At 63.1% G+C, this 14,026-nt stretch carries 13 protein-coding genes; 5 read left to right on the top strand and 8 right to left on the bottom strand.

Annotated features, from left to right (window positions below):
- The first annotated feature begins 26 nt into the window (after positions 1–26).
- Positions 27–1,265, top strand: coding sequence for a kynureninase (locus E9229_RS08815; RefSeq protein WP_183510840.1), 1,239 nt, complete (start codon positions 27–29; stop codon positions 1,263–1,265).
- Positions 1,262–2,086, top strand: a complete 825-nt coding sequence (locus E9229_RS08810; protein WP_183510838.1) for a PaaX family transcriptional regulator — start codon at positions 1,262–1,264, stop codon at positions 2,084–2,086. The genes E9229_RS08815 and E9229_RS08810 overlap by 4 nt, the downstream gene beginning before the upstream one ends.
- Before the next feature lie 31 nt (positions 2,087–2,117).
- Here E9229_RS08810 and E9229_RS08805 read toward each other — a convergent pair whose 3' ends face one another.
- The 4 genes from E9229_RS08805 to E9229_RS08790 all read right to left on the bottom strand — a co-directional run bounded on the left by E9229_RS08805 (position 2,118) and on the right by E9229_RS08790 (position 5,621).
- Complete coding sequence (locus E9229_RS08805) at positions 2,118–3,278, bottom strand: SLC13 family permease (RefSeq protein ID WP_183510837.1); 1,161 nt, start codon at positions 3,276–3,278, stop codon at positions 2,118–2,120.
- Positions 3,279–3,363: 85 nt separating this feature from the next.
- Positions 3,364–4,785 carry an amidase gene (locus E9229_RS08800; protein ID WP_183510836.1) on the bottom strand — a complete coding sequence of 474 codons (1,422 nt, stop codon included), beginning with the start codon at positions 4,783–4,785 and terminating at the stop codon, positions 3,364–3,366.
- The gene (locus E9229_RS08795; protein WP_221184413.1) at positions 4,778–4,954 is read right to left on the bottom strand and encodes a hypothetical protein; all 177 of its coding nucleotides are present in this window, start codon (positions 4,952–4,954) and stop codon (positions 4,778–4,780) included. The genes E9229_RS08800 and E9229_RS08795 overlap by 8 nt, the downstream gene beginning before the upstream one ends.
- Positions 4,955–5,225: 271 nt before the next feature.
- The gene (locus E9229_RS08790) at positions 5,226–5,621 is read right to left on the bottom strand and encodes a MarR family winged helix-turn-helix transcriptional regulator (RefSeq protein ID WP_183510834.1); all 396 of its coding nucleotides are present in this window, start codon (positions 5,619–5,621) and stop codon (positions 5,226–5,228) included.
- 69 nt (positions 5,622–5,690) lie between these two features.
- Here E9229_RS08790 and E9229_RS08785 point away from each other — a divergent pair, with 69 nt between their 5' ends.
- Positions 5,691–6,731, top strand: a complete 1,041-nt coding sequence (locus tag E9229_RS08785; RefSeq protein WP_221184412.1) for a substrate-binding domain-containing protein — start codon at positions 5,691–5,693, stop codon at positions 6,729–6,731.
- Positions 6,732–6,841: 110 nt separating this feature from the next.
- Positions 6,842–7,666, top strand: coding sequence for a polysaccharide deacetylase family protein (locus E9229_RS08780; protein WP_183511969.1), 825 nt, complete (start codon positions 6,842–6,844; stop codon positions 7,664–7,666).
- A gap of 382 nt (positions 7,667–8,048) precedes the next feature.
- Here E9229_RS08780 and E9229_RS08775 read toward each other — a convergent pair whose 3' ends face one another.
- Positions 8,049–9,857: a BCCT family transporter gene (locus tag E9229_RS08775; RefSeq protein ID WP_312855645.1), complete on the bottom strand. Its 1,809-nt coding sequence runs from the start codon at positions 9,855–9,857 to the stop codon at positions 8,049–8,051.
- Positions 9,858–10,641: 784 nt separating this feature from the next.
- Between E9229_RS08775 and E9229_RS08770 the strand changes: the two genes are divergently transcribed.
- Positions 10,642–11,121 carry a very short patch repair endonuclease gene (locus tag E9229_RS08770; protein ID WP_183510832.1) on the top strand — a complete coding sequence of 160 codons (480 nt, stop codon included), beginning with the start codon at positions 10,642–10,644 and terminating at the stop codon, positions 11,119–11,121.
- A 157-nt stretch (positions 11,122–11,278) separates the two neighbouring features.
- Here E9229_RS08770 and E9229_RS08765 read toward each other — a convergent pair whose 3' ends face one another.
- The 3 genes from E9229_RS08765 to E9229_RS08755 are packed head-to-tail and all read right to left on the bottom strand — an operon-like array spanning position 11,279 to position 13,965.
- A complete protein-coding gene (locus tag E9229_RS08765; protein WP_407671319.1) occupies positions 11,279–12,061 on the bottom strand; it encodes an amino acid ABC transporter ATP-binding protein in 783 nt (260 codons plus the stop codon).
- A complete protein-coding gene (locus E9229_RS08760) occupies positions 12,058–12,996 on the bottom strand; it encodes an amino acid ABC transporter permease (protein WP_183510830.1) in 939 nt (312 codons plus the stop codon). The genes E9229_RS08765 and E9229_RS08760 overlap by 4 nt, the downstream gene beginning before the upstream one ends.
- 33 nt (positions 12,997–13,029) lie before the next feature.
- Positions 13,030–13,965, bottom strand: coding sequence for an ABC transporter substrate-binding protein (locus tag E9229_RS08755; RefSeq protein WP_183510829.1), 936 nt, complete (start codon positions 13,963–13,965; stop codon positions 13,030–13,032).
- Positions 13,966–14,026 lie beyond the last annotated feature (61 nt).

Genomic DNA, 14,026 nt, shown 5'->3' with positions numbered 1-14,026 from the left:
CCGGCACCAGAAGGACCACCACACCCATGAGCAACAGCACCGAGAACGCCACACTCACCAGCGCCCGGCTGGACGCGGCGGACCCGTTAGCCGCCTACCGCGACCGCTTCTTCGAGCCGGCCGACGGCTCGGTCATCTCCTACCTGGACGGGAATTCGCTCGGCCGTCCGCTGCGTGCCACGGCCGCGAACCTCACCGCCTTCGTGCAGGGCGAATGGGGCAGCGGGCTGATCCGCTCCTGGGATGAGAAGTGGATGGATGAGCCAACGGTAGTCGGGGACCTGCTCGGCGCCACGGTACTCGGGGCGGCGCCGGGACAGACCATCATCGGGGACTCGACCTCCGTGCTGCTCTATAAGCTGCTGCGTGCGGGATTGGACGGGCAGGCGGGCCGCGATGAGATAGTCATCGACCGCTGGAACTTCCCCACCGACCGCTTCCTGGTCGAGGGCATTGCGGCCGAACGCGGCGCAAAAATCGTATGGATCGATCCCGACGCCGCCACCGGCGTCACCCCCGAAGACGTGGCCGCCGTCATCGGGGAGCGCACCGCGCTGGTCCTGCTCAGCCACGTCGCCTACCGTTCGGGCTTCCTCGCCGATGCCCCGGGAATCACGAAGCTGGTCAAGGATGCCGGCGCGCTGATGATGTGGGACCTGTGCCATTCTGCCGGTTCGATCCCGACCGAACTCGACGCCTGGGGCGTGGACCTGGCCGTGGGCTGCAGCTACAAGTACCTCAATGGCGGCCCCGGCGCCCCGGCCTTCGCCTACATCAATTCAGCGCTCACCGGCCGGCTTCAGCAGCCCATCTGGGGCTGGATGGGCGCGGCCAACCCGTTCGAGATGGGAGCCGACTACGAGCCGGCGGCAAACGTCCGCCGCTTCATTACCGGGACTCCGCCGATCCTGGCCATGCAGCCGCTCAAGGACATGCTGGCGCTGCTCGCCGAGGTCGGCATCGAGGCGGTGCGCAGCAAGTCGGTGGCGCTGACCGAATACACCATTGCGCTGGTACGCGAGCATCTGGTGCCGCTGGGCGTGGAACTTTCCAGCCCGCTGGATCCGGCGCACCGTGGCTCGCATGTCATCATCGACCACCCCCGCTTCGCTGAGGTCACGGCCAAGTTGTGGGAAGCAGGAGTCATCCCGGACTTCCGCCCGCCGTATGGGCTGCGCATCGGACTCTCCCCGCTGAGCACATCCTTCGCCGAAGTCGAGGCCGGAATCCTGGCCATCCGCGGGGTCCTGGCCTCCATGTCATGAGCACCGTCCTCGATGACATGGACTCCCGCCCCGGGAGCACCACGTCATTGCTGCGCACAGTCATCGGGCTCTACCTGCGTGATGCCGGCGGCTGGATGTCATCGGTACGCCTGATCGAACTGATGCAGGCCCTGGATGTCGCCCCGGAACTGACTCGCACCGCGCTCACCCGGCTGCGGAAAAAGGATGTGCTGGTGGCCGAGGCCCGCGACGGACAACCCGGCTACGGGCTGGACCCGCGTGCCGAGCACATGCTCGAGCGCGGGGACCGGCGCATCCACACCCCGCGCGCCATGGCTCCCGATGGCCAGTGGTGCCTGATCTCCTTTTCGGTGCCCGAATCCGAACGCGGCCAGCGGCACCAGTTGCGTCGGCAGCTGCATTGGATCGGGTGCGGCATGGTCTCCCCCGGACTCTGGGTCTGCCCCGATTACCTCCGCGAGGAGGCAACGGAGATCCTCACCGCGTTGGGCTTGGGCGAGCGAGCGGTGCTGTTCACCACGGCCCGCCCGCACGTCACCGGCGAGCTGCGCGAGGTGGTCTCGAGCTGGTGGGACCTGGAGGCGCTGGCCTCCCTGCATCGGGAGTTCATCGAGCTCAACGCCACTGTCCCCGCCGGCACGGTCGCCCCGGGACCGGCGGCCTTCGCCGCCTACGTGCAGCTGATCGACAGCTGGCGGATGATCCCCTACCGGGATCCGGGCTTGCCCTCCGATTGCCTGCCGGCCAACTGGCCAGGTGCCGCGGGCGCCGCCCTGTTCCTGCGCATCCGCGACACGCATGCGGCACCCAGCGCCCTGTTCGTGCTCGGCAGCGACTAGGCGAGTCGGCGAAGCAGGCCGAAGCCGGGACTCAGCCTCCGGTCAGGTGGGAGGTGAGCACTGCGGCGGCCACAGCCAGTGGTGCCAGCAAGAGACCCCACAGGCAGAACGTCAACCAGCTCACTTCCACCCCGCCGCGGCGTAGCTGGTCATGCCAGAGCAGCGTGGCCAGCGAGGCCCAGGGCGTGGCCAGCGGGCCGGCGTTGACCCCGATGAGCAGGGCCCGCAGCAGTTCCGGTGAACCAGCCAGCGGCTCGAACACCAGGTAGGCCGGCAGGTTGTTGATCAGGTTCGAGCCCACGGCACCGGACGCTGCCAGGGCCAGCATCCCACCGAGCCCCGGCCCTGGCCGGGGTAGCAGTCCGGCCAGCGGCAGCGCCGAGAGCACGCTGGCGGCAACCATCAGCCCGATCGCAAAAAGCAGAATGTTCCAGGGCACCAGGGACAGACGCACGGCGGCACGTTCCCGCAAGGCGAAAACGGCCAGCAGCACAGCGGCCCCTGCCGTGGTGGTGATCCAATACGGTATGGCACTGAGCAGCAGCGGCAGGATCATCACCAGCACCATGACCGAGGCACGGAAGGGCATCCGGTCCCCACACGTTTCGGGTCCGTCCCCGCCACTGCTGACGCGGTGCCGGCCCTGCAACTGCCGTCGGAAAACCAGCACGGATACCAGCACCGTTGCAGCCACCGCTGCGGCCCCAGGCAGGAACATGCCGATCAGGAACTCGGCCGGGGTGCCCAGCGTCCCACCCTCCACTGCCAACAAATTCGTCACGTTGGACACCGGCAGGAACAGCGATGCGGTATTGGCCAGCCAGATGATCGGAACCGCGAACGCCAGCGGCCGCAACCCTGCGGTACGCACCACAGCCAGCACCAGCGGGGTCAAGAGCACGGCAGTGGTGTCCAGCGACAGGAATGCTGTACAGAGGATGGCCAACAGGATCTGCCAGGTCCACAACAGCCAGGTCCGTCCGCCGGCCGCCTGGGTAGCCAAGGCAGCCAGTGCGGCAAAGACGCCCGCCCGGGCCGACAGGTTCACTACCACGGAGATCGACGCCAGGAACAGCATGATCGGACCGATCCGCAACCCCAGGGCGGCCAGCTCCGCAGTCGGCAGCACGCCGACGGCGGCTGCCATGCCGCCGGCAGCCAGTCCAAGCATCCCGATCCCGGCCAATCTCATGGGACTCTCCACGTGCGCGGCAACACGAAGGGACGGGCCGGGGTCAAACCCCGTCCCGTCCCCGCGTGTTCAGGAATTCGCCAGATCAGACCCGGGCCTCGACCGCGTCCGGCTTGGCGTCGCCCAGTGGCACCGTCAGTTCGACGGCCCTGCCTACATTCAGGATCGTTGCCTCGTCAAAGGCACGCCCGATGATTTGCAGTCCCACCGGCATGCCGCCATTGAGTCCGGCGGGCACCGTCAGCGCGGGCAGCCCGGTGAGGTTGCTCGGCCCGGTGAAGCGGATGAAGCTGTCGATCAGATCGACCTTCTTCCCGTTCAGGTCAGCCTCGGAGGATCCAATGCTCGGTGCCATGACCGGCAGCGTCGGGGCGATGATCACGTCGACCTCACCCAGCGCGGCACGGAAGTCACCCTTGAGCTGGCGCCGGATCTGCTGGGCCTGCAGGTATTCCACCGAAGAGAACAACTCGCCGAGTTCGAACAGGAACCTGATGTCGGCGCCGAAATCCTCGGGTCGGGTCTGCAGGTCGCGGTGGTGGATGGCAGAGGCCTCGGAGAGGCTGGTGGCCAGCTCCGCCCATTCCGAATAACGCAGCGTCGGAATCTGGATCTTCTTCAAGATGGCTCCGCGCTGTACCAGCGCATCAATCTGATCACGGACGATCGCCTCGATGCCGCTGTCGACGTCCTTGAAGAAGTAGGCTTCCTCGACGCCGATCACCATGCCCTTGACGTCCCCGCTCAGGTTCCCGGTGTAGTTGCCCACCGGCGCGTTGGCCGAGGTCGGATCCTTGGCATCGAATCCGGCGATGGCCTGCAGCATTGCTGCCGCGTCGTCGACCGTCTTGGTCATCGGGCCGATGTGGTCCAGCGACCAGGCAAGCGGGAAGCATCCTGCCTTGCTGACCCGCCCATGGGTGGGCTTGAGCCCGACGATGCCGCAGGCGGCGGAGGGGATCCTAATGGAACCGGCGGTGTCGGTGCCCAGGGTTCCGAAGGTCATGTTTGCCGCCACTGCGGCACCGGAACCTCCACTGGATCCGCCGGGGACCTTTTCCAAGTCCCAGGGGTTCTTTACCGGTCCGAAGTGCGGGCTGTTGTTATCGATGCCCCAAGCGTATTCATGCATATTCAACTTGCCGGTCAAGACCATGCCGGCCTCACGCAGCTTGGCGATGACCGTGGCATCCTTTTCGGCCACGAAGTTGCCGTGGATCTTCGAGGCCATGGTGGTGACCTCGCCGCCGACGTAGATATTGTCCTTGATCGCCATCGGAACACCATGCAACGGGCCACGATAGTTCCCTGCTGCGATCTCCGCCTCGGCCACCTTGGCCTCGGCCATGGCTTCCTCGGGGCGGAAGCTGATGTAGGCGTTGATCTCGCCGTTCAGCGCCTGTGCGTGATCCAGCAGGGCCTCGGTGGCTTCTACCGGGGAGACGGCCTTGGACTCGATCAGCCCGGCCAACTCGGTGATGGACTTGCTCAGCAGTTCCTTAGACAAGGTGATCCCCTCCAGCCGTGTTACGCACTGCAATGTCAGCATCATCCAGGTTCAGACCGTCGAAGTCGCCCTTCAGCGACCTGATCTCGTCCCATTTCGATTCGATCTTGCGCAGGTGCTCGGCACTTGGGTGCACACCCTTGTCTGCCAGTTGGTCATGAATGCTCAATGCCACGGAATCCCACTCTCCAGTCGTATTGGAAAATCAATCACAAGAAACGTCCAGTTGGAATATTTTCAAATGGAAGCATTTCAAGACCGACACTAGGTAACTCACGTCACACTGTCAAGCAATGAATGTTAGATTCAATCAGGAGCGAGCGGCACCTGGCCGAGGTACAAATACCACCACGACGGCGCAACTCGTTCCCCACTTGGAACAACCCGGATCCCTGGTAGCTTTTCGAGGAAAAACCCGGAAGGCCGCCATACCCCACCGTCTATGCGGTCGAATCGGCAAGCGTCAGGAGGTTATGCGTAATCGAATCAAATAATGCGCGTCCTCGGGGCGAGAGGAAGACCACCAGCTTGCGCCGGTCATCGAAGGCCACCTCGCGGTATGCCAGCGACCGGCCCACCAACGCGTCCACGTGCCGGCTCAACGTGGCATTCGAGGCTCTCGTCGCCGTCCCGATCTCATTCATGGACAGTCCCTCGGACACTGCCAAGACATCGAGGATCAGCCATTCCTCGAGCGATAGCTCGGATGCCCTCAGGACCGGCAGCACCTGCTGGACAAGGCGCCGGGATTCGACAACGGCATTGCGTAGTTCAGACATCGCGTCCACTCCCCCGGTTGCCGGATCCGCCTGCTGCGCGACCCGTGAAATCTCCATGAGGCGTCCAGCCTACCGCCAAGTAGGCATAATGCCGCCCGTCAACAGCACATCTCGGCAGGTGGGAGCATGGGATTAACGGTTGCCATGGTCCTTCCACTGCAGGGTCCCGGCGGTATTTATGCACCCTCCGCCGAGGCCGTCACCGAGCTTGCCGTGGCCGAAATCAACGCCGGTGGAGGGATCCGCGGACAGGAGCTGAGCACCCTGCTCGTTGACGGAGGAGCCCCGATCCTATCGATTCGAACCGAGGTGGCTGCCCTGGTGGGATCCGGCGCAGTGCAGGCGGTCAGCGGCTGGCATATTTCACCGATCCGCGATGCCTTGGCACCGGTACTATCCGGACGGGTCCCCTACCTGTATTCGGCGCTGTATGAGGGCGGGGAGAACCGCTCCGGCATCTACTGCACCGGTGAGATCCCGACCGTCCAACTGAATCCTGCACTCGACTGGCTCAAGCTGCATCGCAAGGCCAAGCGCTGGTTTGTTGTCGGGGATGACTACAGCTGGCCGAAGAAGACTTTTTCCGGGGTGCGGGCCCAGATGCACGCCTTGGATCTGGACATCGTGGGCACCGCCTTCAACAGTGCGCCGCAGCGGATGGGAGCCGTACTGGATGACGTGGCCCGCAGCGGGGCCGATGCGGTGCTGGTGCTGATGGTGGGCCAGAACGCCGCCCTCTTCAACCGCGGGTTCGCCCATCGCGGCCTGCAGGATGCCATGATCAGGCTCAGCCCGCTCATGGAGGAAAACACGTTGCTGGCCAGCGGGGCAGATGCGACCCAGGACCTCTACTCCACGGCTGCCTATTTCCGTTCCTTGGCCACCACCGATGCGCTCGATCTCCTTGGGCGTTACCAGCGGCTGCATGGAAGGCACGCACCGGCACTGAACAGCCCGGCCGAGTCCTGCTACGAGGCACTCCAGGCGTTTAAACACATCGCAGAGAGGGCGGCATCCTTGAGGATCAACGATCTGGATGCCGCAGTGGACGGCGCGGAGTTCACCGCAGGCCGCGGGCATGTCTCGTTTTCCGGTAACCATCTGCGTCAGCCGCTCTACCTTGCGCTGGCGAATGGTTTTGATTTCGAAGTTGTGACCCGGCTGTAACTAGTTTGGATGGTTCGTTTCCTGCCAACTGCCTATGCATTGGCTGGCAATCGGCCTCCAAGGCGCGTCAATTACCCAAACGCAGACGAATCCACGACACCATGGAAAGCATGAGGTTCCGCTCCAAAGCACTACGCACATCCCTAGCCGCCACTGCGATCCTGGCATTGGCCGGATGCTCAGCAGCACTACCCGCGCCGACCCACCCTGCCCAATCCGGGCAGCAGTTCATTGCCGGCCCCGGTTCCAGCCCAGCGGTTACCTCGCCACCTGCGGAAACTTCCGGTAAACGCAAGGAACCCGCCGAGACGACCAAGAGTCCGAACTGCGCAAAGGTCAAGTGCGTCGCGCTGACCTTTGACGACGGACCGGGTGCCTACACCGAGGACCTGCTTAACCTGCTCGATACGTATCAGGCCAAGGCCACGTTCTTCGTGATCGGAAAAGACGTGCAGAAGCACCCGCAGGTCCTCAAGGACACAGCCAGCCGCGGCCATGAGATCGGCAACCACAGCTGGGCGCATCAGGACCTGAGCAAGATGTCGGTATCCGCCGCCGAGCGCGACCTGGACAAGACGGCCGCCGCCGTCAAGCAGGTCACCGGCTCCAACCCCACGCTGATCCGTCCGCCGTTCGGCGCCCTTCCCGCAGCTCTGAAGAAGGACCTCAGCACGCCCATCGCGCTGTGGAGCATCGACACGCAGGATTGGCTGACCCGCGACACGAAGAAGACCATCAAGGCAGCGGAGGCCGCCAAGCCCGGTTCCATCGTGTTGATGCACGACATCCACGAGTCAACGCTCAAGGCGATGCCGGCCGTCCTGAAGGACCTCAAAGGCCGGGGCTTCCACTTCGTCACGGTCACCCAGATCCTCGGCAAACCCAAGCCCGGGATCGGCTACGGCACCGGGCTCTCGCCCACGCCCGCAAAGTAGCCCCACCCAGCCCCCGGTGTTCCTCGGCCCCGGCATCTATTGGGAATCTGGCCTTCCGGTCGCGGCAACCCGGGAATGCAGCGGCCAGCCGTTCCTTAATGACAGGCAAAGCCAGAGCACATGTGCACTGGCTTTGCCTGTCATTTTTATGGCGAAGTCACCTGACGGTCTCCATAGTGGTTGCATTGCATTGCCGGATCATCCCGGCGGGACGGTCAGCACTCCGCCCCGTCCGCACGTCAAACAGGGCACCAACGGGGAATCGCCAACGCCCCGGCAAAATCCCTGTACCCACGGATGACCGGCGGTGGCCTGTCCTACCGCGTCTCACGGGCTCCGAGGATGGGAGTTGCGAAAACCACAGACCTCGGAGATAGCAGAATCAGGGTTTAGCCGACTCCATCGGCTCGGGCTCCTGAGCACCACTGGCTACGCCGTTTTCGGGCATCCAACCGTCGGCATATTCGCCGGCCTTGTAGTCGTATTCGATGGGATTTCCCTCCTCATCGTGACGCTGATACCAGTCGGTTACTTCACTTCCGTGGGAATCAAACTCAGCGCCGGCGCCCTGCCCGTCACTCGCTTTTTCGACGGTCAGTGCAAAATCGTCGCCGTGTTCATCGATGCCGACCTTGACCGCATTCTCAATCGCCTGCACAGCGAATTCCTGCCGAATCATCATGGGATCGGTGTGTAGGTCCTTGGTGAAAGCCACCATCATGAGCAGCAAGATGATGGCGAAGGGCAAGGCGGAGACGATGATGAGGTTCTGCAGGCCTTCCAAAGCGGTGTTGCCGCCCACCAAGAGCATGACCACGGCAATGCCCATCATGGCCATACCCCAAAAGACAACGATCTTTTTGTCGGGTTCGGGCTTGCCGCGCTGGGAGAGGATGCCCATCACCACGGATGCCGAATCGGCAGACGTAATAAAGAAGATTGCAATGCATGCCATCGCCACGAATGGGGTGATCTGAGCCAACGGCAGCTGTTCAAGGACCTTGAAGAATAGATCCTGCGGGGATTCATCGGTTCCGATGCCCGCACCGTTCATCCGCAGCCACATGGAAGTTCCACCGAAGACGCCGAATGCCAAGGCACACACCACCGTGGGCACGACCAGGACATACTGCACATATTCGCGCAACGTTCTACCACGTGAGATCCGGGCCAGGAAGATGCCGACGAATGGTGACCAGGAGATCCACCAAGCCCAGTAGAAGACCGTCCATGAAGCCGAGAAATCTGCCGATTCGCCTCCCCAGGAGGGTCCCTTGCTCATCATATGCAACAGTTCCGAGAGATACTCGGCCAGCGAGGCCGGGATGAGGTTCAGCAGGAAGAGCGTCGGTCCGGCAATGAAGACAAAGGCCGCCAGCAGCATGGCCAGGGTCATATTGATATTGGAAAGCCAGCGGATCCCGCGCCCGATACCGGATACGGCCGAGGCGACGAATGCGGCGCTGAGGATCGCAATGATGATGATCAGGCCCGCATTGGAAAGCTTTCCAATGCCCCCGACGATCTCCACTCCCCTTCCCACCTGCAAGGCGCCGATACCCAGCGATGCTGCAGTACCAAAAAGCGTCGCAACGATGGCAAACATGTCGATCAGTCGACCTGGGATGCCCTCGGTTTGGCGCTTGCCCAGCAGTACAGTGAAAATCGAGCTCATCAGCGGAACCCGGCCGCGGCGATAGGCGCCATAGGCGACGGCGGCACCCACCAACGCGTAGATCGCCCAGGCATGCAGACCCCAATGGAAAATGGTCTGTGCCATGGCCTTGTGCAAGGCTTCACGGGTTTCCGGATCTGCGGTTCCGGGCGCTGGCGAGATGAAGTACGTCAACGGCTCATAAGGTCCAAAAAAGAACAGCCCGATGCCCATGCCCGCAGAGAACATCATGGCGATCCAAGAGAATTTGGAATACTCCGGCTTCTCGCCATCGACGCCCAACGGGATGCGCCCATATTTGCTGAACCCCAGATAAATCATGAATAGCAGCACCAGCGATACCAGCGAGGTAAAGAGCCAACCCATGTTGGCGACGACCCAGCTGAGCGCCGCGTCGGAAACACTTTTAAGTGATTCGGTTGAAATGATGCCCCAGGCAATGAAACCCAGGATCAGTATCGCGGCGAGGCTGAACACGAGCCGGTCCGTGCCGTACTTGATCCGCTGTTCATCCACCGAAATCCCCGGTACAAGCCCGGGATGGATGTCGTGGGGATAGTTTTCTTCAAGGACCTGAAGGAGCGAACCCTCACCCAGAGTCGGGGTAGTCGCGTCCTTTTCAGTGGTTCCTGAATCCTGTTTTTTTGTCATCGAGCGAGTTCCCGTCCACGGAAATTGAGGTCTTTGAACTTAACGGACATCCACTTTACCCATTCTGAAGGGGTTGTTGCAGGTGCCCGCCGCCACTTACCGCGGTGCGGACTACGCTGGCTGGCTACACCCAGGCATCCAGGCGGCCGGCCGTCGACCTTCGAGGCACCGTGGTGCGGTAGACGCGTTTTCCCGCCGAAAAGCTTCACCCCGAACCGTTGGACCAGTTACTTGACCATCGTTCAGAAACTGTTCCACCGGTGCAGCGCATCCACCCCGAGAGCCCTTGCCGTAGGCGCTGGACGGCCGTTTGCGGACGGTGGATCCTCGCCGATAAGGGACCGGCCTGCGCATCGGGCCACGGCCCGGGCCAGTCCCTGCAGACGGCTCGTGGGACAACGCCTCAAGCCCCCCGGAACCGGATTGCCACAGGCTTCTAAATGCGGAAGGTCATGTGGAGGCCCTTCAATGTCCGAGTGATGATCGGCACACTGGTCGGGTCGGGCGCGTCCATTCAGCCTCCGACGGCGTTTTTCCGGTTACAGCGACGGCCGAATGGACCGTCGACGAGCTGCCGGGCCGCCTCTGGTTAGGGAACCGTTGCCGGCCCTGCGGTCCGGGACCCTCCCGCTGCCCACATACTGGTTGCATGGACCGGCTTTCCCCGGCCGAACGTTCGGCCATGATGCGCCGGATCAGGAGCAAGGACACCAGGCCCGAACTCCTGGTCCGGAAGCTGGCCCACGCCGCCGGCTATCGATACCGATTACAGGGCAGCATGTCGGTGGCCGAAGCGGCCAGTGCACGGCGTGCCCACCCGGATATCGCACTGCCGGGTTCCAGGCTGCCGGGCAAACCCGATCTGGTCTTCGCCTCCCGCCACAAAGCCGTCTTCGTCAACGGCTGCTTCTGGCACCGGCACCATTGCCCGGCCGGGCTGCGTGAGCCGGGCACCAACCACGACTTTTGGGTAGCCAAGCGGAGCAGAAACCAGGCACGCGACGCCCACCAGCTCGCGGCGCTGGGCGAGCTCGGGTGGGACACCCTGGTGCTGTGGGAGTGCGAGCTGCACGATCCCAAGGCGGTGGCACTGCGGCTGGAGGAGTTTCTAGGTCCCCACCGAGGGTGAGCAGACGGTCTTGACACGTTTGCGCCCAGCACCCCGATGCGGTCCTACGGCCTAGGGATCCCGCTGCAAGACGAGGGCCGAAAATGCACGGAGCCGTCAAAGCGCTTGGACCCCGGATCCCCGCGACGGGGGAATACAGGGATCCAAGGGTTGCATCTTAGAGGACGGAGGAGAGGAAAGCGCGGGTCCGCTCATGCTGCGGATCCCCGATCACCTGCGCAGCAGGACCGGACTCCACCACATGCCCATCAGCCATGAACACCACCCGATCAGCAACATCCCGGGCAAAATGCATCTCATGGGTCACCACCACCATCGTCATCCCCGTCGCGGCCAGATCCTTCATCACCTTCAGCACCTCACCGACCAACTCCGGATCCAACGCACTGGTCGGCTCGTCAAAGAGCATCACCTTGGGCTTCATGCACAACGCCCGCGCAATCGCCACCCGCTGCTGCTGCCCACCGGAGAGCTGACGCGGATAGGACTTGGCCTTATCGGCCAACCCCACCGACTCCAACAACGCCAACGCCCGGGCCGTCGCCGTGGAACGCTTCTCCCCCAACACCAGCCGCGGGGCCTCGATCAGGTTCTCCAACACCGTCATGTGCGGGAACAGGTTGAAATGCTGGAACACCATCCCGATCTCCGTGCGCGAACGGCAGATCCGCGCATGGGACTGCTCATGGAGCTTGGTGCCCTTGATGTCAAAACCCATCACCGACCCATCGACCCACATCCGACCCCCATCGATCGTTTCCAGGTGGTTGATGCACCGCAGCAGCGTCGACTTGCCCGAACCCGAGGGCCCGATCAGGCACACCACCTCCCCCTGGGCGACCTGCAGGTCAATGCCCTTGAGCACATGCAACCGGTCGTAATACTTATGGATCAAATCGGCCTTGATCATCGGGGCCGGTACAGCGGTGGCGGCGGTCATTTGACTGCTCCCTTCCGGGTCAGCGGGTCATGGACCCGCACGAAGCGCTTGAGCGTCTGGAACGGGGTCAGCGGCAGCGAACGCTGCCCGCCCCGGGCATAGTGCCGCTCCAGGTAGTACTGCCCGATGCTCAACACCGAGGTCACCACGATGTACCAGATGCTGGCCACCAGCAACAACGGAATCGTCTCGAAGGTCCGCGCGTAAATGATCTGCGCCGAATACAACAGCTCGGGCACCGAGATCACCGAGACCAGCGAGGTGGTCTTGAGCATCCCGATCGTCTCGTTGCCGGTCGGCGGGATGATCACCCGCATCGCCTGGGGCAGGATGATCCGGCGCATCGTCTGCAACCGGTTGATGCCCAGCGCCCCGGCCGCCTCGGACTGGCCGTGGTCCACCGAGAGGATCCCGGCACGCACGATCTCGGACATGTAGGCACCCTGGTTCAGCCCCAGGCCCAGGATCGCCGCGGTCATCGGGGTGATGATCGCATTGGCATCCAACGCCACCCCGGGGATCCCGAAACTGATCAGCGGATACAGTGCCGCCAAGTTGTACCAGAACAGCAGCTGCACCAGCACCGGGGTGCCGCGGAAGAAGTTCACGTACGCGAACGCCGCGGTACGGATCACCGGGTTCGCCGAGAGGCGCATGACCGCCACGATGACACCGAGCACGATGCCGATGACCATGCAGATCGCGGTCAGTTCCAGCGTCACCATGATGCCGCGCACGATCGACACGTCGCGGATATACGCCCCGACGGTGGCCCACCCGAAGTTCGGGTTCACCATCACCGAACGGGCCAGCATCCCGGCCAGGATCAGGATCACGATGGCCGAAGCCCACCGCCCCGGATGCCGGGCCTTGACGATCGTAAAGGCATCAGCCGGCAGCGTTGCCGACTCCGGATCTTGCTTTGCTGTTGTCATGTTCATCAGAATACGTCGACTACCTCGTCGTTGTTATTTGGTCGTTGTCTTGGCTTGGTCCATCACCGAGGTACTGGGCATGTCCCACTTCTTATTGATCTGCCCATAGGCGTCGCTGGACAGCACTTCATCGAAGGCCGCGCCGACCGCCTTCGTCAGCTCGGAATCCTTGGGAAGGGCAATGCCGATGGGGCGGTTACTCAGGGCTTCGCCTTCTGCCAGTTCGAATTTTCCGGCCGACTGCTTGCCCTGGTAGGCCAACGAGGGCGCTCCGGCCAGGACACCGTCGACGCGGCCCGATATCAAGGCCAGGCGGGCGTCGTTAGTGCTGGGAAACAGCTTGGCATCGATTCCCGGCTTACCGGCGGCGATGCATTCCTGGGAGAGCTCGGGAAGGATTTCGAGAGACTGGCTGGTGCCCTTCTGCGCACCGATCGGCAGCCCGCATAGGCTGGCCGCGCTGGTGGATAGCTTTTTCGGGTTGCCGGCCGGAACTGCCAACCCGGTGCCGGAGGAAAGGTATTGGACCATGTCCATGGCCTTTTGCCGGTCCGGCGTCATCGAGAAGGCCGACATGCCGAGGTCGTATTTGCCCGAGTTCAGCCCGGGCAGGATCGTGTCGAACGTGGCTGCCACGTGCTCGGTCTCGAGCCCCAGGACCTGTCCGATCGCATCTCCCATGTCAATGTCCCAACCAACGATCTGCTGGTCTCCTTCAAAGAATTCAAAAGGAGGGTAAGAGGGATCCGAGGCGATCTTCAGCACGCCGGCGGTGCGGATTTTTTCCGGAAGCAGAGCTCGGATCTTTTCGTTCACCGGCATCTGTGTCATGGCTGATTCCGATACTGCCGGGCCCTGGGACCCAGGTGTGGATTCGCTGCCCTCGAGGGAGGCGGTGGTGCAGCCCGAGAGGGAGAAGGCAAGCAGTCCAATGGATGCGACCGTGAGAGATTTGGCGATGAGGCGCATGATGTTCTTTCTTGTGGAAGGTGGATTTCTTGTGGCGCTCCCGGAGCGCTGGCGCGGGGAG

Source organism: Paeniglutamicibacter cryotolerans, from assembly GCF_014190875.1.
GTDB classification, from domain to species: Bacteria; Actinomycetota; Actinomycetes; order Actinomycetales; family Micrococcaceae; genus Paeniglutamicibacter; species Paeniglutamicibacter cryotolerans.
Note: the sequence above shows the minus strand (reverse complement) of the source record. Positions and strands in the feature narration are given on the sequence as shown.

Bases quoted from the DNA above. Each gene is read 5' to 3' on its own strand.
- E9229_RS08810 (WP_183510838.1), top strand. From the start codon at position 1,262: ATGAGCACCGTCCTCGATGACATGGACTCCCGCCCCGGGAGCACCACG.
- E9229_RS08785 (WP_221184412.1), top strand. From the start codon at position 5,691: ATGGGATTAACGGTTGCCATGGTCCTTCCACTGCAGGGTCCCGGCGGT.
- E9229_RS08780 (WP_183511969.1), top strand. From the start codon at position 6,842: ATGAGGTTCCGCTCCAAAGCACTACGCACATCCCTAGCCGCCACTGCG.
- E9229_RS08790 (WP_183510834.1), bottom strand. From the start codon at position 5,621: ATGGAGATTTCACGGGTCGCGCAGCAGGCGGATCCGGCAACCGGGGGA.
- E9229_RS08760 (WP_183510830.1), bottom strand. From the start codon at position 12,996: ATGACAACAGCAAAGCAAGATCCGGAGTCGGCAACGCTGCCGGCTGAT.
- E9229_RS08770 (WP_183510832.1), top strand. From the start codon at position 10,642: ATGGACCGGCTTTCCCCGGCCGAACGTTCGGCCATGATGCGCCGGATC.
- E9229_RS08815 (WP_183510840.1), top strand. From the start codon at position 27: ATGAGCAACAGCACCGAGAACGCCACACTCACCAGCGCCCGGCTGGAC.
- E9229_RS08805 (WP_183510837.1), bottom strand. From the start codon at position 3,278: ATGAGATTGGCCGGGATCGGGATGCTTGGACTGGCTGCCGGCGGCATG.
- E9229_RS08755 (WP_183510829.1), bottom strand. From the start codon at position 13,965: ATGCGCCTCATCGCCAAATCTCTCACGGTCGCATCCATTGGACTGCTT.
- E9229_RS08765 (WP_407671319.1), bottom strand. From the start codon at position 12,061: ATGACCGCCGCCACCGCTGTACCGGCCCCGATGATCAAGGCCGATTTG.